Source organism: Limnohabitans sp. 2KL-1 (genome assembly GCF_003063435.1).
GTDB lineage: Bacteria > Pseudomonadota > Gammaproteobacteria > Burkholderiales > Burkholderiaceae_C > Limnohabitans_A.
The window spans coordinates 77,930-101,091 of record NZ_NESL01000009.1 but is presented as its reverse complement, the minus strand read 5'-3'; the positions used below and the strand labels follow the sequence as shown (position 1 = coordinate 101,091).

Genomic DNA, 23,162 nt, shown 5'->3' with positions numbered 1-23,162 from the left:
CGCTCAGGCCCACTCATCGCGCAGCTGCGCCACCGAATTCGCCGCACCCTCTGGCCACAAGCCGCGCCCCGTGCCGCGCAAGGCCAAAACACCCCCCTGCTGGAGTGAGCGGGCTTGCTGCTCGCGCCATTGGTCCACCGGCACCACCACCGCCACCGGCTTGCCGTGGCGCGTGATCACACTGCTGTAACCCGCCACCGCTTCTGAGGCGATGAGCGGAAGCTGTGCCCGAGCTTGTTCGAGTCCGTATTGCGGGGTGTCTGACATGGCCAACTCCTTGACTTATGTACAGACTGTACAGAATTTCAATGATGTTTGTCAATGAACACCGCTGCCCCGATGGACAGCCAAGGAGTCACAGAGGTCTGGATTTCAGCGCCCATTCAACGGATAAGAAGGGTCGTTGTACCCCGGCGTCGACGGGTGCCCGGGGGCCACCAGGCTGTTGACCAAGGCCTCGTCTTCGGCAGTGAGGCTCACCTCCAAAGCGCCCGCATAGTCTTGCCATTGGGCCAGCGTGCGCGGCCCGGCGATGACCGCGCTCACATGGCGGTTGGCCAGCACCCAGGCGGTGGCAAAGTGCGCCAGCGACACGCCTTTGGCCTCGCAATGCTGCCTAAGCGTTTGCGCAATTTGCAGCGACTCTTCACGGAACTCCGTCTCCAGAATGCGCTTGTCGCCACGCGCTGCGCGGCTGCCCTCTGCGGGGGCCTGGCCGGGTGAGTATTTGCCCGTCAACACGCCGCGTGCAATCGGGCTGTAGGGCACCACGCCCAGGCCGTAATGCCCGCAGGCCTCCAGAATTTCCACCTCGGGCAAGCGGTTGAGCAGGTTGTAATAAGGCTGGCACACCACGGGGCCGGGCATGTTCATCTGGCGGGCCAGGTGGACCATCTCGGCAATGCGCCAGCCCCGGAAATTGGACACGCCCCAATAACGGATCTTGCCGTCGCGCAGCAGGGCTTCAATGGCCCGAAGCGGCTCTTCCAGGTTCATGCCGTTGTAGTCGCGGTGCAGGTAATAAATGTCCAGATGATCGGTGCCCAAACGGCGCAGACTGTCTTCACAGGCCCGAAGCATCCAGCTGCGCGAGTAGCCTTGGGTGTTGGGCAGATCCGACATGGCGTTACCGACCTTGCTGGCCAGCACCCAGCGATGGCGCTGCCCCTGAAGCACCTGGCCCACGATCTCTTCGGATTTTCCGAGCGTGTAAACATCGGCGGTGTCGATGAAGTTGCAGCCTTTTTCTTGCGCATCGGCCACGATGTGGCGGGCGTCGTCCAGGGACGTTTGGTCGCCAAACATCATGGTGCCCAGGCACAGGCGAGAAACTTTCAGTGGGCTTTTACCCAGGGTGGTGGTTTTCATGGTCAATATCCTTGGCGGAGGAAGTCAGTTAGCCAAGGCTAAACGCAATGCTTCGCTGGTGCTGTCACCTCTGAAGAGACTTGGGCATTGCACCGGGTCAGCAGGTGGAGATTCACAAACAAGCCAATGGCGTGTTGACATTGCAAGCCAAGGCCCCCGAAGGTTTAGAGGCCTTCGCGGGCTGCTTGCCACCGCCACCCAAAGCACTCAGCGTCGATGACATGGATGCCATCATCGCCAACGGCTGGACTGGCCAGTCATGAAAGTCACGCTCGACACGAATGTGCTGGTGCGACTGGCCACACAAGACGATCCTGCACAAGCCGCACTGGCGCTGCGTGTGCTGCAAAAGGCCAGTTTGATCGCGGTGCCCACCCCGGCGCTGTGCGAAATGGTGTGGGTGTTGCTGCGCGGTTCCCGCTACACGCCAGCACAGGTGGCGCATGCCCTGCGCACGCTGCTGCAAGTGCGGCAAGTGGTCTGCCACACGCCCACGGTGCTGGCCGGGTTGGCCCTGCTGGAGAGTGGAGGCGACTTTGCCGATGGTGTGATGGCGGCCGAAGGCGACTTGTTGGGCGGCACAGAATTTGTGACTTTCGACCAACAAGCCGTCAAACTGCTCAAGGCCCAAAAACGCAAGGTGAAGCTACTGGCGGCATGAGGGCCAAGTGCCGACTTGTCTGACCGCAGACGACGCCCCCCTGATCTGTTGCACAAGTAAAAAAGCCCGAACCACCAGGCACGGGCTTTGGGGTGCAAAGCTGCAAAGCCTGCTCAGGCCACCGGCACAAACTGGTAGCCATTGCCCGAGGGCGTGATGGAGCCAAAAGCCGGGAACGGGAAATGGAAACCACCGGCCATCATTTTTTCCTTGACCAGCATGTCAAAAATGCGGCGGCGGCTTTGGCGGGCCATGTCGGGGTTCATGTCAAACAGCACAGCCCAGTCGGGGTTGCGCGCAAACAAAGATGGCACGTTGGTGATGTCGGCCACATACGCAAACGACTGCCCTTCTGAGCGCACGGTGAACAAGGTGTGGCCAGGCGTGTGGCCAAACGCGGCCACCGACTGGATGCCCGGGGCCACGGTGCTGCCCGGCTCAAACTTGACCAGCTGGTCAGACGTCAAGCCCGTCAGCGCACGCTTGACGGCCCCAAAAGCACCTTGCATCTGCGCAGGCGCTGCCGCGATGCGGGCTTCATCCGTCCAGAAAGCGTGCTCGGGCGCAGGCACATGCACGCGGGCATTCGGGTACACCAAATTGCCGTTTTTAAAGCGCAAGCCATTGATGTGGTCGCCATGGAAATGGCTCAACACCACGTTGTTGATGTCTTCCGGCTTGAAGCCAGCGGCCGCCAGGTTGCCCAGCAGCTTGCCGGTGGTGGGCGGGCCGTTGTCGGCAAAACCGGTGTCGAATAAATAACGCTGGTTGCCGTTGACCAGCAAGAACGGCGTGTAAGGCACATCGATGTAATCGGTGGGCAGGTTTTGCGAAGCCAGCAGCGCCTTCACATTGTCCAGCGGCACGGCGGGCACAAACTCTTGCCCCAAGGGGCGGCGCGTTGCACCATCGTTGAGCGCAATGATCTCCATGCTGCCCAGCTTCATGCGTCGAAAACCCACCGCAGGCAAATCGGGCGCACCGAATTGGGGGGTGCCCTGCGACCAAACGGATGAGAAGCTCAGGGCGGTGGCGCTGGCCAGGCCTGCGCCCAGAAAATGACGGCGGTTCATGACGGTGTCTCCTGAAAAAATTCAGTAATCAGAATACGTCGCACACGACAAGCCATGGCAAGGCCCGGCATTGCCCACGGTCCATGCAAGGGCATTCACCCCGGCATGGACAGCGCCCGCTCAGGCAATCCGGTCGATCAACAACTGGTCAATGCGCAGCCAGGCCGATGCGCCGTTGAACGCCGCATAGTCGGTGTAGCTGTGGCCATTGGCCTCCACCGACCCCATCACACGCCAGTCCGCCTCGTTGAACAGCACGCGGTCTCCCGCGTCACCGTCCACCTGCAACGGCGCATCGACACCGCTTTGCAGCAGATCGTTCAGGTCAATTTTGAAGCTGTTGGCCCCCGTGCCCGTCAAGTCCACGCTGCGGATCGCACCGTGCGAGGCCACAAAGCTGGCCAGGTCCAACTCCATCTCGGCACCCAGCACACTCAGATCGCCCTGCGGGTTGATGCGGTAAGCCAGGCTTTGCACTTCAAAGCTGGCGTCAGCCACCAACACCGAAGAACCATCGCTGGCCTGGGCAAAGGTCCGGCCCGCCTCGGTGACACCGGCTGCAGGCTGGCGCACCACACCATCGCTGACCAAGCTCATCGAGGTGATGCCCCAATCGCTCAGGCTGCGCACTTCGCCTGCATCGCTCACACCGTCCTGGTCTGCGTCTCGCCAGACCTTGAACTCGGAAAACTGGGCGTCTTGCGCGTCGAACACACCGTCCTGGTTGCTGTCAAACACCTCGGCCAAACCTTGCAAGTCGGTCGCGGGCTTGTCGCTGGTGTAGCGCGTGGCGTATTGCGCAAACGCGTACTGGCTGTTGTCGTGCACCAAGCCATCGACGTACTTGTCCCACACCAGCACGCCGTCTTGCGCTGCCGCCCAGGCGGTGGTGTCGAGTTGGCCGTCGCCATTCACGTCCATCGTCACTTGGCTGTAAGACAAAGCGCCATCGCGGTTCAGGTCGAACACCAACGGGGCCACGCTGCCGTTCACCGTGACCGCAATCGTGTCGGATGCCGTGCTGAACTGCGTCGTGTCGCCTGATGTGGTCGTGACATACACCCCTTCGGTTGTGTTGGCAGACATGTCCCACGCACAGAACGTGATGGGGCTGGTCGTGCCGCTGTAGTTGCTCAGGGTAGGTTTGAAATACAAGCGGGTGTCACTGTCTATGGCCAGTAACAACGCATTGGTGGTGCTGACGCCGCTGACAGCCGCCCAGGTCGTGCCGCCGTTGGTACTGTAGTGCAGCGTGCCGTTGGTGCTGTCAAAACCCGTGATCGCGATGCCACGAACCGTGTTCATGACACTGTCGTTCACATCGCTGATGCCATTGGTCACGATCGTGTTGAGCAATCGGCCCACCGCGCCTGTGGGCGTGCCGCCGCCGATGGCTGCGGTCATCGTGGGCGACTGTGACGCATCCAAAACCGGGGTGGTATTGACCACTTGCAATGCCACATATGTGGCTTTCGTGTCTGGCGTGTACCCCACATCACCATTACTCAAATAAACGTATGTGTGATATTGAGTGCCCGGTGTGGATGTTTTAAATCCGCCCGTACCCCATCCCGATGGGAAAGCGCCAATTTGCGTGCCTGTCGATGAGCCGTTGAACGCATCCCAAATCGCCAACATGCCGCCAAACGTGGGGTTATCGGCTGTACCTTGACCTGATACGGCCGTACCGGTTTGGTAAGCACTGCCTGTACCGTCCAAGTGCATCGTGGTCACAGCGCCGTCGTTCAAGGTGATCAATGCCAACTTGACGCCATTCAAAGTGGCATACCGATAGGTGTCGCTGGTCGTCGTTCCAGGGTTCACATTGCCGTTGACATCGTATTTAAATATCGTATCCAACGTGGTGTTGGAGACTGTATCCAAAGCGGAGACTTCAGAGTCAGCCGTGCCGTTACCGTTTCTGTCCCAGAAGTAGTACCACTTGCCTTCCACCTGCACTGGCGCGATCAAACTTCCGCTCGAGCCAAGGCTGATGCTGGCCGTGCCTATCGAATACGTCGGGTACGACACATTCGTCACAGCCGTGTTGACCAACACTTGCGTGCCAGCGCCAGAGTTTTGATACACGTTGTAGGTGCTGGCTCCGTCACTGACCACACCTTTGTAGGCCCAATATGAGTCAGTCGCAGGCATCACCACACTGTCTGCCGACGTGCCATCGACCACCAATTGGTGGTAGGGCGTCGTGGCACCCAAGGCTGTGCCCGACACATTGGTCCAGACCTTGCCATCTGCGCTGGCTGTACCGGTGTGGATCACGTTGAAGCCGGCCATGTCTTTCACATCTTTGGCGGTCAGCGTCAGCGTGTTGGCGCCTGTGTCTGTGCTCAAGTCGATGCGTTCGATGCTTTCGAGGCGGCTGTTTTCTTCCAGACCCATCGCACCTGCGTTGCTCATGGCGGTCAGATCCAAGGCTGCGCCGCCGCTCAGGCGAACGGTGTCAAAGCCAGTGCCGCCACTGACCATCGCCTTGGCTATCTGGCCGGTGGTCGCACTGTTCAGGTTGGTCACATCGCTGGCGGTCAACAACACCGTGTCGTTGCCCGCACCGGCAAAGAACCGGTCCACACCGCCACCACCCGAAAGCGTGTCGCTGTTGGCCGTGCCCAAGACGGCTTCAGACGCTGCCGTGCCTGTGCCGTTGATGGCGCTCGTCACCCACTGTGTGCCCCCAAAAATAAGGCTGTAAGCCCCCGTGGCCACAGACCCGCCCACGATCAGGTCAGCCAGGCCATCGCCGTTGAGATCGCCTGCGCCAGACACCGAGTTGCCCAAACCGCTGCTGGCCGGCCCCGCAATTTTGAAGCCACTGCCCGCAGCGATGGTGCCTGAACTGTCAATGCTCACCGAGGTGCCGCTGGCATTGCCATAGACCAGGTAGGCACTGTTTGCCCCACTCGCACCCACCAGCAAATCGCCCAATCCGTCGCCGTTGACATCACCGGCACTGGAAACCGACACGCCTAAGCTGATGGCAGCTGCAGAACTGATGATGAAGCCACTGGCCGCGGCAATGACCCCTGCACTGTCGATGCTGATGGCCGTGTCAGTGGTTTTGCCATACACCACATAGGCATTGTTGGTGCCCATTGCGCTGAGCACCACGTCGGCCAAGCCATCTCCGTTGACATCGCCCGCGCTGGAAACGCGATAGCCCAGCGTGCTCCCGGTTTGTGCTGAACTGATCTTGAAACCACGGCCCACAGGCAAGTTGTTGCTGACATCGAGGGTCATGCCGGTGCCTGTGGTGCTGGCAAAAACAACGTAGGCGCTGCTGATGCCCGAAGCCCCCACCACCAAATCCGCCAGGCCATCGCCGTTGACGTCGCCCGCACCCGACACCATCTGACCAAATTTACTGCCGGCTGGCCCTGACATCCTGAAACCATCGGCATTCGCGATGGTGCCCGAACTGAGGTTCAAACTCGCCGTGCCCGTGCGGCCATACACCACGAAAGCTGAAGCGTAGCCGCCCGCACCGCTGTTGTCGGCACCGACAATCAAATCGGCCAAACCGTCACCGTTGACATCACCCGCCCCCGAAACAGCCGTACCAAAGAAACTGCTGCCAGGCCCCGTGATTTTCAAACCACTGCCGGCTGTGAAGTTGCCGCTGCCATCAATGGCCACCGCCGTGGCACTGGCGCTGCCAAACACCACATAAACGTTATCTGTCGAGCTGTCGCCACTGACGATCAGGTCGGCGAAGCCATCTCCGTTGAAATCCCCCGCGCCAGACACCCGGTAACCCAACTGGTTGGAGCCGGAAATCTGGAAACCCTTGCTCGCCATGTCCGGGCCGGTCAAATTCAGACCCGTGACACCTGAGCCGCCATACACCACATAGGCCTTGTTGGTGCCTTGTGAGCCCACGATGAAATCGTCGAAACCGTCGTTGTTGACGTCGCCTGCGCTGGAAACCGAGGAACCCAAAGACCCCGCGGCAGAACCGGTATTGATGGCCACAGTCACCGCACCGCTGGCATCTGCCGTGCTGAAGTTCAGCGTCGTGGCATCGTTGATACCCACATAGGCAAGATCTGCCGAGTCTTTGATGGCAGTGGCTGCAATTTTGAGGTAATAGCCCGTACCTGCAAGCAAAGCATTGGTCGGATTGATGGTCAGGCTGCTCGTCCCCCAGCCCGTCACCAGGCCACTGGCAACCACATCAAAACTTTCAACCAATGAATTGTCAGAAGACTTGTAAATACCGATGGCCCCTGTGCCTTTGAGCACCGACTCACTGAAGTTGAGGACAATGTTGCTGTCCAGCGCCATCATGTAACCGTTGTCGCTGGGGTTGCTGCCTACCAGCACCGGGAACGACTCTGTGAACACATTGGTGATACCCGCATGGACGATCACTTGCGCACGAGAAGCAGCACTCTGATAAACCGTGTAGTTGCTCGTGCCATTGCTCACCGTACCGGCGTTGACCCAGGCATCGCTGGTTGCAGCCAGTTTCACCACATCAGACGAGGTGCCGTCCACCACCAACTGGTGAAAGGCCGTGTTCAGACCCAAAGCCGTACCCGTCACATTGGTCCACACATTGCCGTCGGCGCTGGCCGTACCGGTGTGGATCTGGTTAAAGCCTGCCATGTCTTTCACATCAGAGGCCGTCAGCGTCAGCGTGTTGGCCGCCGTGTCGGTGCTCAAGTTGATGCGCTCAATGCTTTCGATGCGGCTGTTTTCTTCCACACCCATGGCACCTGCGTGGCTGATGGTTGTCAAATTCAGCGCTGCTCCACCGCTCAAGCGCAGGGTGTCAAAACCACCGCCACCGCTCACCACAGCCTTGGCGGTTTGACCCGTTGCGTTGTTGCCCAAGTTGGTGATGTCGCTGGCGGTGAGCACGATGGTGTCGGTGCCCAAGCCTGCAAAGAAACGGTCCACACCGCCCCCGCCCGTCAAAACGTCGGCACTGGCCGAACCGATGATGGCTTCGGCCACTGCGGTGCCCGTCACGGTGCCACTGCCGCTGACAGCGGCGCTGATCCACTGCGTGCCGCCCAAGAGCAGGCTGTAGCCTGGCACAGCACCGCTGTAGGTGCCCAATACCAAGTCACTCAAACCATCGCCGTTGATGTCGCCAGCAGATGAAGCCGAATAGGCAAACGTCCCGATGGTTGAACCCGTGATCTTGAACCCCGCAGACGAGGCGATGGTGCCAGTGGACACATCCACCGTGGTGCCGCTGGCACTGCCGTACACCAAGAAAGCGTAATTCGCTTCCGTCAAGACCAGCACATCGGCAAAACCGTCGCCGTTCACATCACCCGCGCCAGACACATTGCGGCCAAGGTTTCCTGAAGAACCCTTGATCCTGAAGCCGGTACTGGACACCGCCAAATCGTTGGCGGTATTGATGTCCACCGTGGTGTTGCTGTTTTTGCCGTAGATCACATAAGCGTTGTAGTTGCCCCTTTCACCCACAATCACGTCGGCCAAACCGTCGCCGTTGACGTCACCTGCGCTCGACACGCTGATGCCCAATTGGTTGCTTGCAGCGGCAGAAAAAATCTTGAAACCACTGCCTGCGGCGATGGATGCTGTATCGCCTGTTCCACTGATCGTGGCCGTTGTACCGGTGCTGTTGCCAAACACCACAAAGGCAGCGTGCGCACCGTAGGCGCCCACAATCAGGTCGGCCAAGCCGTCGCCGTTCACATCGCCTGCGCCTGAGACGGCAGAGCCAAAGTAATTGGTGATTGGGCCCACAATTTCAAAGCCATCGGCAGGCGCAATGGTGCCACCGGCCAAGCTCAGGCCCGTGCTGCCTGCACGGCCATAGACCACGTAAGTGGCCGAGTTGGTCCCCTCGCCACCCACAATCATGTCGGCCAAGCCATCGCCGTTAACGTCGCCCGCACCTGCAATCGATACGCCCAATTTGTCGTTGGCAGCACCGGTGATTTTGAAACCACTGCTGCTGGCAATGTCGAAGCTCGCGCCTGTGAAGGTCACCGCATTGCCAAGGTTGGCACCGCCGTACACCACATATACCGAACCGGTTGTTTCCTTGGTGCTGACGGCCACGTCGGCATACCCGTCGCCGTTCACGTCGCCCACGCCAGACACTGAATAGCCCAGCGAGTTGCCCCCCGAGATTTTGAAACCCTTGGAAGCGGCAATCGCGTCGCTGGGCAAATCCGTGCCCACGCCACTGGCGTTGCCGTAGATGACAAACGCCGCGTGGATGCCAGGTGCCGCCACGATGTAGTCATCGAACCCGTCGCCGTTCACATCGCCTGCGCCCGACACGGTCTGGCCCAAATAGCTGGTGGCGTTGGAGTCGGTGTAAAGCGGGTTGACGGAAATGCTGCCATCGGCCGCAGCCGTGCTGAAGTTCAATCCCGTCGCATTGCCAATGCCTGCATAGGCGTTGCCAGCCGTGTCCTTGATGGCCGTGGGGGCGATCTGCAAGAAGAATTTTTCGTTGGCCGCCAAGCTGGAACTTGGATTGATGGTCAGCGTTTTGGTGCCCCAACCGGTGATGGCGGTGCTGCCCACGTCAAACAAATCGATCTGACCACCATTTGAGTAGTACAAACCGATGTTGCCCGTGCCCTTGGCCGTGTTTTGGTTGAAGGTCAGTGTGAGGTCGTTACCCAAGGCCGAGTAAGCCACAAGGCCGTTGTCAGCAGGGCTACTGCTCACCAACGAGAACACGGTCACGTTGGCCGAGGCGGTGGTGGTTAAGCCCGACACCGTTTGCTGCGCGGTGATGGTGGTGCTGGCCGGCAACTTGCTACCTAAAATCGACGTCGCATTGTCTGTGTATGCCTGTGAAGTGACGCTGGCAACCAAGCCGCTGATCACCGCCGAATTGACCAGCGTAGACGCATTGAGTTGCGCCCGTGTCATGCCGCTCATGTCGTTGGCCGACGCGTAGATGCTCGCACCGTTCGTTCGGTCGGTGTAACCCGTCGCACCGCCACGCGAATTGACCAAAATACTGGACAACGAATAAGCAGCCCCCAAGTCCAACTGCACCCAGGCATCGCCATCGGCCGTCAGATACGCGGTTTGCGTGCCATAGGCTTCGGCAAACGTGTTGACGTTATCGATTGCGCTCCCGTCATGAATGTTGCCTGTTGCGTAGAATCCAGCTGTGTAATAAAACGCATTGGTATTCGAAAAGCTCTGATTTACGCCTGCATTCAAGGCCACGTTGGTGCCTGTGCCAGTTTGAATGGCAGACACATCACCCACGGTCAGGAAACCATCCGGCGTAGCTGACGTGTTGGCCAATGTCTTGCGCACCATGATGTAGCGAACCTTGGTGCCGTCATAGGTCCAGTTGCCCGAGGCATCGGCGGTCACGTTGACGGTCTGGCCGTTCACACCCACAGCCACCGTGGCATTGGCCGCAGCCGTACCGCTGACCACCAGCACTTCGTTGCTGGCCATGACGCTGTCGGTTGATACGGCGTTGATGGTGACAGGAACCATCACCAGTTGAGACACCGTGTCGGTAGCCGTCGAGAACGCCGTGGTGCCACCATTGGTCCCTGCGCTGAAATATGCACCATCGATACCGCTGGTGCGGTCCCAACCGCGAAGCGTGATGGCGTCAGCCAAGGTGCCGGTGTAGTTGGCGTTGGGCTTGAAGAAGACGCGGTTGTCGCCGTCAGCAGCCAACAGCAAGGCGTTGCTGTCGGACGTGCCCGAAGCGGCGGTCCAGTTGGTGCCGCCATCGGTGCTGTAGTAAAGCGTGCCATTGGCGTTGACGCCGGTGATGGCAATGCCCTTCTGTGAGGCCACAAAGCTATCGGTGATGCCGCCCACCAAGCTGCTGACCAAATCGCCCACGGCACCTGTAGGTACAGCAGCATTTTTGGTCGTCGTCGTCAAGCTCAGCACCGTGTCGGCCAACACAGGTGCCGCATTGGTGGCCGCGGTTTCAACGTTGACGTTAATGCCCGTTTGCACCAGCAGCTGCACTCTCAAGTAACTGTCGGTCCAGATGTCGTAGCTGATGTCGTCATCGTAGGCAGCCCCCTGATTGGCCGCGCTGCTGATAGTGGCCCCTTTGACAAAACCAGACACATCAAAACCATCGCCCTTGCCCAACACCAAGGTGTCGGCGCTGGTGCCCTTGATCACCATTTGGTAATTGCCGGTGGCCAAGTTCGAGTTGTTCAACCACGCCCCTTTGGTCAACGCCAAAAAGGCCTGCGCGTTACCGATCAAGGTTTGTGCGCCTGCATCGGTGCTCATGTCGATGAACTCCATGCCCTGAATCTTGTTCAGGGTGTAGTCGTTCATGTAGTTGAGCAGGTTCAAGCTGGTGCCTGTGCCCGTCAAACGCAAAGTGTCTTGACCGCCTTGACCCTCAATGTAAGCCGTAGCTTGGCTCAGGTAGTTGGTGATGCCTGCTTGGCTCAACACAAACGTGTCGTCACTGGCAGAGCCGATTTGTGTACTGTTGTCTGCCGTGCTTGGCACCGTGAAGGTGGTGGCCGATGCCGCCCCCGTGGGCAAGGCACTGGGCGTGAAGGTTTTGCTGAAAGTCGATGACACGTTACCCGCCGTATCGAGAACGCGGAAGGTGTAAGTGGTGGTCACCGTGGGCAAAGCCCCCTGCATCACGATGCCATAGCCTGTATCGGTCATCACCGTGGCGCTGGTGCCCGACCAGCTGGTGCCACCATCGGTGCTGTATTGCGCCATTTCGCCAAAAGGACGAGTGCCAGCTGTAGACAGCACGTAGAAGGTGGTGTAACCGCCGTCGCTGGTGGTGGTCCAGTCACTGCCGCTGGTGCCGTGATCGTCGCTCATGTACACCGCCAAAGGCGCAGCAGGCAGGCCTGTGTCGATTTTGATGATCGCAGCGTATTTGGCCGATGTGACTTGCACATTGCCCGCGGCATCGGTCTGGCGCACTTGCACGGCGTTGGCGGCATACGTGCCATCGGCCAGCGTGAAGCTGGTTCCTGTGCCGTTGTTCCACGTCACACCCGCATCGGTGCTGTACTGCCAGCTGGTGGTGCCGCCTTCAAGGCCCGTCACGTTGATAAGGTTGTTGCTGGTGATTCCATCGCTCGCACTGGTGCCCGTGTCGGCCGCCAAGGCCAAGGTGCCGCCGGTCGGTGCGGTGATGTCTACCGTGATTGGCGCGGCATTTTTAACCGACGTGGCTTGCACATTGCCTGCGGCATCGGTCTGGCGCACTTGCACGGCGTTGGCGACATAGGTGCTCTCGGCCAGCGTGAAGCTGGTGCCTGTGCCGGTCGTCCAGGTGCTACCCGAGTTGGTGCTGTACTCCCAGGTGGTCGTGCCACCTTCGAGGCCCGTCAGGTTGATCTGGTTGTTCTTGGTGATCCCGTCGCTGGTGCTGGTGCCAGTGTCAGCTGCCAAGGCCAAGGTGCCGCCGGTTGGGGCCGTGGCATCCAACGTGAAACTGAGCACGTTGCTGTCGGTGACGTTGCCAGCCGCATCGGTCTGGCGCATTTGCACGGTGTGCGTACCCGTTGAGGTGGGGGCGGTGTAAGAGGACGCACTGAAACCTGCGCCGTCAATGTTGTATGTGACGATACTGCCGTTGGCTGCATCAAACACATCGGTGCTGACAGCGGGTTTGATGCGGATTTCGTACACCGAATAACTGCCTCCCGTGCCACTCGCATCAAAGTTGTAGCCCGTCGAACTGGTCAGGTCGCCCGCGTATTTACGTTCTGCCAAACCATAGGCTTTGACCACGGTTTGACCATTGACCAATTCTTCGATGAATCGAATCTTCACGGCCTTGGTTTCATTACCGTCATACACAGCCACCCACGCCGTGTATTGACCTGCCACCGACGTGTCTTCGGTCACCACTTTCGAAACAAAAGAGACGCCTATTCCTGTACCGTTCATCGTGGCCGAGATACGAGCGGCATTCAGGCCAGTCACACTGGTCACACCAGACAAAAGGGTGCCTGTGGTGTTGCCACTCTTGAGGTCTAAACCGCCATAGACTTCAAACGCACCGTCTTTGATGCGGGCGTTGTTGGTCACCAAATCGGTGGGGTTGGTGCCGCTGTCTTGCGACAAACTCAACGTCAACGCAGCGGGTGCGGTGTTGTCTACATTGAAACCCGCGTTGTCTGCCACCAGCGCGCTCGTCAGCGTCGCGTTGTTGCCAGCGGCGTCTTTGATGGTGCCAGTGGTGTTGAGCGACAACGCATTGGCCTCAATGCTGATGCCGTTGGTGTCGGTCTGGTTCGCCAGAATCGTGTAGGTGAAGGTCAACGCCGATGTGCCCGAACCGCCCGCATAGTTGGCTTGCACGATGGTGCCGCCAATGTTGAGGGCCAGTTGTGGGGTGTTGGTCACCGTCACGGCTTCGCTGAAGTTGACGGTGGCCGTGAGCACGTCATTGGCGTTCAGATACGGGCCGATATAACCACCAGTAAAGCTGGTGAGTGACACGCTTGAGACCGTTGGGGCCGCGGTGTCGACCAGGTAGCTGGCGTTGTCGGTAAGTGCCGTGGTGGTCAGGGTGGCGTTGTTGGTGGCCGTGTCTTTGATGGTGCCGCCATTGAGCACCAAGGCATTGGCCGGCACGCTGATGCCGTTGGCATCGGTGTCGCCCGCCTTGATGGTGTAGCTGAAGGTCAACGCCGTGCTGCCCGAGCCGCTGACGTAGTTGGCCAGCACAGGGGTGCTGCCCATGGTCAGGGTCAGCTGAGGCGTGCCGGTCACCGTCACCGCTTCGCTGGTGGTGACCGTCCATGTGATGGTGTCGCCTACATTGAGCGTGTTGTTCTGAATGCCCGTGTTGCCCGTGATGACCACATTGGTCACGGTGGGCGCTATGGCATCCAAACTCACCGACACGTTGGCGCTGCTGCTCACACCCGACACCACTTCGGTGGCGGTGATGGTGTTGGCCCCTGCGCTGAGCAGGGTCGAGCTGGCAGCACCGGTGTAGGTCCAAACGCCGCTGCCATTGGCCGTGACGTTGTAGTTGTTGCCGCCAATGCTGACAGCCACCGTGGCACCCGCATCGGACGTGCCGCTGACGACCAGCGCTTCAGACGCGCCCACCAAGTTGTCGGTGGACACGGGGTTGACCGTGACAGGGGCCACGATGTACTCGCTGATGACGTCGGTAGCTATCGAATACGAGGCTGTAGGCCCGGTGAACCAAGTGACTGCGCCCTCTGCGGCCCCGCCGGAACGGTCCCAGGCGCGGAAGGTCAAGGCGCTGGCCACGGTGCCTGTGTCGGTGCTGGCGGGCACGTAATAAATGCGGTTGGTGCTGTTGCTCAGCAAGCCCAAAGCGCGGTTGGCGGTGAAGTCTGTGAACGAGGTCCAAGTAGTCCCGTTGTCCGTGCTGTAGTAAAGCGCGCCCCCAGCACTCACGCCGGTGATGGCGATGCCGGTTTGAGCATCGGCATCCACATCGGTGATGCCGCCGACCAAGCTGCTGACCAAAGCCCCCACGGCCGTGCCGTTGACGGGCGCTGCGGTGTTGCCTTTGAGGAGCGCAGGCATGCTGAGCACCCTGTCGGCCAGCACGGGTGCATCGTTGACGGCGGTGACGGTGATGGCCACGGTGTCGCTGTCTTGCAGCGGTGTGCCCGCGCTGTCCGTGGACAGCATGGTCAGTGTGTCAGCGCCGTTGTAGTTGAGCACGCCGGTGTATTTGAGGGTGGCCAGTGCCGCATTGATCTGCGTGGCCGTGCCACTCAGGGTCAAGCTGGCTGCGTCGTTGGCACCTGCGCTGATAGTTGCACCGCCTGCGATGCTCACATTCAAGGTGCCGTGGCTCACGCTCAGTTGGGTGCTGGCCAGGTTGCCGTTGATGTCGCTCACGCTCAGGCCAGGGACGCTCAAGGCGGCTTCTTCTGCCACTGTCTGTGCACCGGGCACAAGGTTGACAGGTGCCACATTGGGCACTGTCACGGTGCTGGTCAGGTTGAGGCTGGCGGTGTCGATGCCGCCATTGCTCACACCACCGCTGTCTTGCAGGCTGGTGAGGGTGATGACGCGGTTGCCAATGCTGGGCACGCTCGACAGATCGCTGTAGGCGATGCTGTTAATGAGCGTATTGAAAGATGTTATGTCAACACCTGCCGCTTTGGTGAGCGAGACGGTGGCAGTCGACCCGGTCACGCTCACGGCGTAGGTCACGCCGTTGGTGGTCGTCGTGCCTGTTGTGCTCTGGGTCAAACTGAAGGTGCTGCCATCGACCGTCAAGGTTTCATTGGCGCCATCGATCAAACCGCTGACGGTGAGGACCAGTTTGATGTATTTTTGTGCGCCCTCGCCGCTTGATCCACCAGGGTACAGATTGGCGCTGCCAAAGGCCGACACAGGCGTGCCCGTGTAATTGCCACCCAGTGCGGTGACGCTCAGCGAAGGCGCATCGTTGATGTCTGTCACCGAGAGTTGCACCCGGTTAGAAGTCGATGAATAAGCGCCTGTGCCGCCCGTCTTGCCAGTCAGATCCACCATCGAGCCCGAGATGGCACCGTCCGTGCCGTCCCAACTGCGCTGCAGGACATAACCGATGTTGCCGGACAAGTTTGCGTTGGGTTGGAAGTAAATGCGCGCGGTTTTGTCCAGCACCAAGGCATTGGTGTCGGAAATATTGGCGATGGTGTTCAGGTTCGTCCAGGTGGCGCCGCCGTTAAGGCTGTACCAGAAATTGCTATAACCGAGTTGGACTGGGCTGACAATCGCCAGACCCAATACGGTGCCATCAACATCCAGGCCACTGAGGCCAGGCAGGTCAGCGATGGCTGTGCCGGTGGTAGTGCCGTTGACGGGTGCTGGCGTCTCTTCCAGACAGGTGTAGGTGATGGACACTGTGGACGGCGCATCGTTGACGGCATTGACGGTGATACCAACTTTGCCGAAGGCGGTGGAATAAGCTGCGCTGCCGCCGATACCGCCCGTGCCAGTGATGCTGACTTGGCTGCCCACTGTCGCAGTGTTGGTCTGATCCCATGCGCGGTACAGGAAGGCATTGTCGACCGTGCCGTTCCAGTTGGCACCGGGCTTGAAATAGATGCGGTTGGCACCGTCGAGCAGCAAGGCATTGCTGTCGCTCAAGGTGCCCGAAGCTGCTGTCCAAGTGGTGCCGCTGTTGGTGCTGAAGTACAGCGTGCCGTTGCCGTTGACGCTGGTGATGGCCAGGCCTTTGAGAGGGACCGCATCGGCGTCGGAAACGGCAGCAAACAAGTCACTGACCAGCATGCCATCAACACCGCTGGGGGTTGCGGCGTCTTCGTTGATCGCGGTCATGGTGACGACCGTGCTGGTATTGAGCACCGGCGCGTCGTTGGTGCCGGTGATCGTGACGGTGACGATTTGGGTCGTGCCGTCTGCGGCTGCTGCGGTGAAGCTGTCGGTGTATGTCTGGCCGTCCACGAACTGGTTCTGCGCCGTGTTCATGGTGTAAGTCCAGACACCGGCCGTGGTCAGGCTGAACTTGCCGAAGCTGTTGGTTCCGTTAATGTCCGTCTGAGCGGTGAACAGGTTGGCTGTGCCGTCAACGTCGGTCGCGGTCAGTGTGCCACTCGCGTTTTGAACGGCGTCGCTTTCGGTCAGGCTGGCCGTGCTGACGCCTGCAATCACTGCTGCGTCATTCGTGCCGGTGATGGTCACCGTTACCACTTGGGTCGTACCGTCTGCGGCGGCTGCGGTGAAGCTGTCGGTGTATGTCTGACCATCCTCGAACTGGTTTTGAGCCGCGTTAATGGTGTAGGTCCAGGCACCGGCAGTGGTCAGACTGAACTTGCCGTAGGCGTTGGTTCCCGCCACGTCGGTACGGGCTGTAAACAGGTTGGCTGTGCCGTCTATGTCGGTCGCGGTCAGTGTGCCACTCGCGTTTTGAACGGCGTCGCTTTCGGTCAGGCTGGCCGTGCTGACGCCTGCAATCACTGCTGCGTCGTTGGTGCCGGTGATGGTCACCGTCACCAGTTGGGTCGTGCCGTCTGCGGCGGCTGCGGTGAAGCTGTCTGTATAGCTTTGACCACCCACGAACTGGTTTTGTGCCGTGTTCATGGTGTAGGTCCAGGCACCGGCAGTCGTCAGATTGAACTTGCCGTAGGCGTTGGTTCCAGCCACGTCGGTTCGGGCTGTGAACAGGTTGGCTGTGCCGTCTACATCGGTGGCTGTCAGTGTACCGTTAGCGTTTTGAACTTCATCACTTTCGATCAAGCTGGCCGTGATAACGCCTGCAATCACTGCGGCGTCGTTCGTGCCGGTGATGGTCACTGTTACCACTTGGGTCGTACCGTCTGCAGCGGCAGCGGTGAAGCTGTCGGTATAGCTTTGGCCATCCTCGAACTGGTTTTGAGCCGCGTTCATGGTGTAGGTCCAAGCACCGGCAGTGGTCAGACTGAACTTGCCAAAGCCGTTGGTCCCCGCAACATCAGTACGAGCGGTGAACAAATTGGCAGTACCGTCCACGTCGGTGGCGGTCAGTGTGCCACTCGCATTTTGAACGGCGTCGGTTTCGGTCAAACTGGCCGTGCTGACGCCTGCAATCACTGCGGCGTCGTTGGTGCCGGTGATCGTCACTGTGACGATCTGCGTCGTGCCGTCGGCGGCGGCAGCGGTGAAGCTGTCGGTGTAAGTCTGACCACCCACGAACTTGTTTTGAGCCGTGTTCATGGTGTAAGTCCACGCACCGGCCGTGGTCAGAGTGAACTTGCCGAAGCCGTTGGTTCCCGCCACGTCGGTACGGGCTGTAAACAAATTGGCTGTGCCGTCTACGTCGGTAGCGGTCAGCGTGCCGTTTGCGTTCTGAACTGCATCGCTCTCTGTCAGGCTGGCCGTGCTAACGCCTGCAATCACTGCAGCGTTGTTGGTGCCGGTGATGGTGACGGTGACGCTCTGCGTCGTGCCGTCGGCGGCGGATGCGGTGAAGCTGTCGGTGTACGTCAGACCATCCTCGAACTGTTTCTGCGCCGAGTTCATGGTGTAAGTCCAGACACCGGCCGTGGTCAGACTGAACTTGCCGTAGCTGTTGGTTCCGCTCACGTTTGTCTGAGCAGTGAACAGATTAGCCGTGCCGTCCACGTCGGTAGCGGTCAGCGTGCCACTTGCGTTTTGAGCTGCGTCGGTTTCGGTCAAGCTAGCGGTGCTGACACCTGCAATCACTGCAGCGTCATTCGTGCCGGTGATGGTCACCGTCACCACTTGGGTCGTACCGTCTGCGGCAGCAGCGGTGAAGCTGTCGGTGTATGTCTGACCATCCTCGAACTGGTTTTGAGCCGCGTTCATGGTGTAGGTCCAAGCACCGGCAGTGGTCAGACTGAACTTGCCAAAGCCGTTGGTCCCCGCAACATCAGTACGAGCGGTGAACAAATTGGCAGTACCGTCCACGTCGGTGGCGGTCAGTGTGCCACTCGCATTTTGAACGGCGTCGGTTTCGGTCAAACTGGCCGTACTGACGCCTGCAATCACTGCGGCGTCGTTGGTGCCGGTGATCGTCACTGTGACGATCTGCGTCGTGCCGTCGGCAGCGGCAGCGGTGAAGCTGTCGGTGTATGTCTGGCCGCCCACGAACTGGTTTTGCGCCGTGTTCATGGTGTAGGTCCAAACACCCGCCGTTGTCAGACTAAATTTGCCGTAACCGTTGCTTCCGTTCACGTTTGTCTGTACGGTGAACAAATTGGCTGTGCCGTCTACGTCGGTCGCGGTCAGCGTGCCACTCGCGTTTTGAGCGGCATCGCTTTCGGTCAGGCTGGCCGTGCTAACGCCTGCAATCACTGCTGCGTCGTTCGTGCCGGTGATGGTCACCGTCACCACTTGGGTCGTACCGTCTGCGGCGGTAGCGGTGAAGCTGTCGGTGTATGTCTGACCATCCTCGAACTGGTTTTGAGCCGCGTTCATGGTGTAAGTCCAGACACCGGCCGTGGTCAGACTGAACTTGCCGTAGCTGTTGGTTCCGCTCACGTTTGTCTGAGCAGTGAACAGATTAGCCGTGCCGTCCACGTCGGTAGCGGTCAGCGTGCCACTTGCGTTTTGAGCTGCGTCGGTTTCGGTCAAGCTAGCGGTGCTGACACCTGCAATCACTGCAGCGTCATTCGTGCCGGTGATGGTCACCGTCACCACTTGGGTCGTACCGTCGGCGGCGGCAGCGGTGAAGCTGTCGGTGTATGTCTGACCATCCTCGAACTGGTTTTGAGCCGCGTTCATGGTGTAGGTCCAGGCACCGGCAGTCGTCAGATTGAACTTGCCGTAGGCGTTGGTTCCCGCCACGTCGGTACGGGCTGTAAACAAATTGACTGTGCCGTCCACGTCGGTGGCGGTCAGCGTACCACTCGCGTTTTGAGCTGTGTCGGTTTCAGTCAAACTGGCCGTGCTGACGCCTGCAATCACTGCGGCGTCGTTGGTGCCGGTGATGGTCACCGTCACCACTTGAGTCGTGCCATCGGCAGCGGCAGCGGTGAAGCTGTCGGTATAAGACTGACCATCCACGAACTGGTTTTGAGCCGCGTTCATGGTGTAGGCCCAAGCACCGGCAGTCGTCAGACTGAACTTGCCGTAGCTGTTGGTTCCAGCCACGTCGGTACGGGCTGTAAACAAATTGGCTGTGCCGTCCACGTCGGTTGCGGTCAGTGTGCCGTTGGCGTTTTGAGCGGCGTCGCTCTCGGTCAAACTGGCCGTGCTGACGCCTGCAATCACTGCTGCGTCATTCGTGCCGGTGATGGTCACCGTCACCACTTGGGTCGTACCGTCTGCGGCGGTAGCGGTGAAGCTGTCGGTGTATGTCAGACCATCCTCGAACTGGTTTTGAGCCGCGTTCATGGTGTAGGTCCAAGTACCGGCCGTGGTCAAAGTGAACTTGCCGTAACCGCCACTACCCGTCACGTTTGTTTGTGCTGTGAACAGATTGGCCGTACCGTCAACGTCGGTGGCGGTCAGTGTGCCCGTCGCGTTTTGAGCTGCGTCGCTTTCGGTCAAACTAGCGGTGCTGACGCCAGCAATCACTGCTGCGTCGTTGGTGCCGGTAATCGTCACCGTCACCACTTGGGTCGTTCCGTCGGCTGCCGATGCAGGGAAGCTGTCGGTGTAAGTCTGACCATCCTCGAACTGGTTTTGCGCCGAGTCCATGGTGTAGGTCCAGGCACCGGAAGTCGTCAGATTGAACTTGCCGTAGGCGTTGGTTCCCGCCACGTCGGTACGGGCTGTAAACAAATTGGCCGTGCCGTCCACGTCGGTGGCGGTCAACGTGCCGTTAGCGCTTTGAATCGCGTCGCTTTCGGTCAAGCTGGCCGTGCTGACGCCGCTGATGATGGCGGCATCGTTCGTACCCGTAATGGTCACAGTGACAACTTGGGTCGTACCGTCGGCTGCCGCTGCAGTAAAGCTGTCGGTGTAAGTCTGGCCACCCACGAACTGGTTCTGCGCCGAGTTCATGGTGTAAGTCCAGACACCGGCCGTGGTCAGACTGAACTTGCCGTAGCTGTTGGTTCCGCTAACGTTTGTCTGAGCTGTGAACAGGTTGGCTGTGCCGTCTATGTCGGTCGCGGTCAGTGTGCCACTCGCGTTTTGAGCGGCATCGGTTTCGGTCAGGCTGGCCGTGCTGACGCCTGCAATCACTGCGGCGTCGTTGGTGCCCGTAATGGTCACTGTTACCACTTGGGTCGTACCGTCTGCAGCGGCAGCGGTGAAGCTGTCGGTATAGCTTTGACCATCCTCGAACTGGTTTTGTGCCGTGTTCATGGTGTAGGTCCATGCACCGGCAGTGGTCAACGTGAACTTGCCGTAACCGCCACTACCCGTCACGTTTGTCTGAGCAGTGAACAGATTGGCCGTGCCGTCCACGTCGGTGGCGGTCAGTGTGCCACTCGCGTTTTGAACGGCGTCGGTCTCGGTCAAGCTGGCTGTGCTGACACCTGCAATCACTGCGGCGTCGTTGGTGCCGTTGATGGTCACCGTCACCACTTGGGTTGTACCGTCTGCAGCAGCTGCGGTGAAGCTGTCGGTGTATGTCTGACCATCCTCGAACTGGTTTTGAGCCGCGTTCATGGTGTAGGTCCAAGTACCGGCCGTGGTCAAAGTGAACTTGCCGTAACCGCCACTACCCGTCACGTTTGTTTGTGCTGTGAACAGATTGGCCGTACCGTCAACGTCGGTGGCGGTCAGCGTGCCACTCGCGTTTTGAACGGCGTCGCTCTCTGTCAGGCTAGCCGTGCTAACGCCTGCAATCACTGCTGCGTCGTTCGTGCCGGTGATGGTCACCGTCACCACTTGGGTCGTACCGTCTGCGGCGGTAGCGGTGAAGCTGTCGGTGTATGTCAGACCATCCTCGAACTGGTTTTGCGCCGAGTCCATGGTGTAGGTCCAGGCACCGGCAGTCGTCAGATTGAACTTGCCGTAGGCGTTGGTTCCCGCCACGTCGGTACGGGCTGTAAACAAATTGACTGTGCCGTCCACGTCGGTGGCGGTCAGCGTACCACTCGCGTTTTGAGCTGTGTCGGTTTCAGTCAAACTGGCCGTGCTGACGCCTGCAATCACTGCGGCGTCGTTGGTGCCGGTGATGATCACCGTCACCACTTGAGTCGTGCCATCGGCAGCGGCAGCGGTGAAGCTGTCGGTATAAGACTGACCATCCACGAACTGGTTTTGAGCCGCGTTCATGGTGTAGACCCAAGCACCGGCAGTCGTCAGACTGAACTTGCCGTAGCTGTTGGTTCCAGCCACGTCGGTACGGGCTGTAAACAAATTGGCTGTGCCGTCCACGTCGGTTGCGGTCAGTGTGCCGTTGGCGTTTTGAGCGGCGTCGCTCTCGGTCAAACTGGCCGTGCTGACGCCTGCAATCACTGCTGCGTCGTTGGTGCCGGTAATCGTCACCGTCACCACTTGGTTCGTTCCGTCGGCTGCCGCTGCAGTGAAGCTGTCGGTGTATGTCTGACCATCCTCGAACTGGTTTTGAGCCGTGTTCATGGTGTAAGTCCAGGCACCGGCAGTGGTCAAAGTGAACTTGCCGTAGCTGTTGGTTCCAGCCACATCAGTACGAGCGGTGAACAGGTTGGCCGTGCCGTCAACATCGGTCGCGGTCAGCGTGCCACTCGCGTTTTGAGCCGCATCACTCTCTGTCAGGCTGGCGGTGCTGACGCCTGCAATCACTGCTGCGTCATTCGTGCCACTGATGGTAACCGTCACCACTTGGGTCGTGCCGTCTACGGCAGCAGCGGTGAAGCTGTCTGTGTATGTCTGGCCGTCCACGAACTGGTTTTGCGCCGCATTCATGGTGTAGGTCCAGGCACCGGCAGTGGTCAGACTGAACTTGCCGTAACCGCCACTACCCGTCACGTTTGTTTGTGCTGTGAACAGATTGGCCGTGCCGTCTACGTCGGTCGCGGTCAGCGTGCCGTTGGCGTTTTGAGCTGCATCGCTTTCGGTCAAACTAACGGTGCTGACGCCTGCAATCACGGCAGCATCGTTTGTGCCGGTGATGGTGACGGTGACGATCTGCGTCGTGCCGTCTGCGGCGGCAGCGGTGAAGCTGTCGGTATAAGTCTGACCATCCTCGAACTGGTTTTGTGCCGTGTTCATGGTGTAGGTCCATGCACCGGCAGTCGTGAGTGTGAACTTGCCAAAGCCGTTGGTTCCCGCCACGTCGGTGCGGGCTGTAAACAGGTTAGCCGTGCCGTCCACGTCGGTGGCGGTCAGCGTGCCACTTGCGTTTTGAGCGGCGTCGCTCTCGGTCAAACTGGCGGTGCTGACACCGCTGATGATCGCGGCGTCGTTCGTGCCGGTGATGGTCACCGTCACCACTTGGGTTGTGCCGTCTGCAGCAGCTGCGGTGAAGCTGTCGGTGTAAGTCAGACCATCCTCGAACTGGTTTTGCGCCGAGTCCATGGTGTAGGTCCAGGCACCCGCCGTGGTCAGACTGAACTTGCCGTAGCTGTTGGTTCCGCTGACGTTTGTCTGAGCTGTGAACAGGTTGGCTGTGCCGTCTATGTCGGTCGCGGTCAGTGTGCCACTCGCGTTTTGAACGGCGTCGCTTTCGGTCAGGCTGGCCGTGCTAACGCCTGCAATCACTGCAGCGTCATTCGTGCCGGTGATGGTGACGGTGACGA

Annotated in this window: 6 protein-coding genes (1 of these 6 cut by a window edge); 2 read left to right on the top strand and 4 right to left on the bottom strand. The window is 59.6% G+C overall.

Annotated elements, in window-relative coordinates:
* Window positions 1–3 precede the first annotated feature (3 nt).
* Both B9Z47_RS15440 and B9Z47_RS15435 read right to left on the bottom strand, forming a co-directional pair.
* The gene (locus B9Z47_RS15440; protein WP_146185817.1) at window positions 4–267 is read right to left on the bottom strand and encodes a type II toxin-antitoxin system Phd/YefM family antitoxin; all 264 of its coding nucleotides are present in this window, start codon (window positions 265–267) and stop codon (window positions 4–6) included.
* A gap of 105 nt (window positions 268–372) precedes the next feature.
* A complete protein-coding gene (locus B9Z47_RS15435) occupies window positions 373–1,368 on the bottom strand; it encodes an aldo/keto reductase (protein WP_108332120.1) in 996 nt (331 codons plus the stop codon).
* A gap of 80 nt (window positions 1,369–1,448) precedes the next feature.
* On the opposite strand from B9Z47_RS15435, the gene B9Z47_RS15430 reads away from it, so the two are divergent.
* Together B9Z47_RS15430 and B9Z47_RS15425 are read left to right on the top strand one after the other, a co-directional pair.
* A complete protein-coding gene (locus B9Z47_RS15430) occupies window positions 1,449–1,631 on the top strand; it encodes a hypothetical protein (RefSeq protein WP_108332119.1) in 183 nt (60 codons plus the stop codon).
* The gene (locus B9Z47_RS15425; RefSeq protein WP_108332118.1) at window positions 1,628–2,029 is read left to right on the top strand and encodes a type II toxin-antitoxin system VapC family toxin; all 402 of its coding nucleotides are present in this window, start codon (window positions 1,628–1,630) and stop codon (window positions 2,027–2,029) included. The genes B9Z47_RS15430 and B9Z47_RS15425 overlap by 4 nt, the downstream gene beginning before the upstream one ends.
* Window positions 2,030–2,142: 113 nt before the next feature.
* On the opposite strand, the gene B9Z47_RS15420 is transcribed toward B9Z47_RS15425, so the two are convergent.
* Both B9Z47_RS15420 and B9Z47_RS15415 read right to left on the bottom strand, forming a co-directional pair.
* On the bottom strand, window positions 2,143–3,102 hold the full coding sequence (locus B9Z47_RS15420; protein WP_108332117.1) for an MBL fold metallo-hydrolase: 960 nt from the start codon (window positions 3,100–3,102) through the stop codon (window positions 2,143–2,145).
* Window positions 3,103–3,222: 120 nt separating this feature from the next.
* Window positions 3,223–23,162, bottom strand: the 3' portion of a protein-coding gene (locus B9Z47_RS15415) for a VCBS domain-containing protein (RefSeq protein WP_146185816.1). The gene runs 15,277 nt beyond the window's last position; the window shows 19,940 of its 35,217 coding nt (coding positions 15,278–35,217); its start codon lies beyond the right edge, outside the window — the gene reads right to left on this strand; its stop codon occupies window positions 3,223–3,225.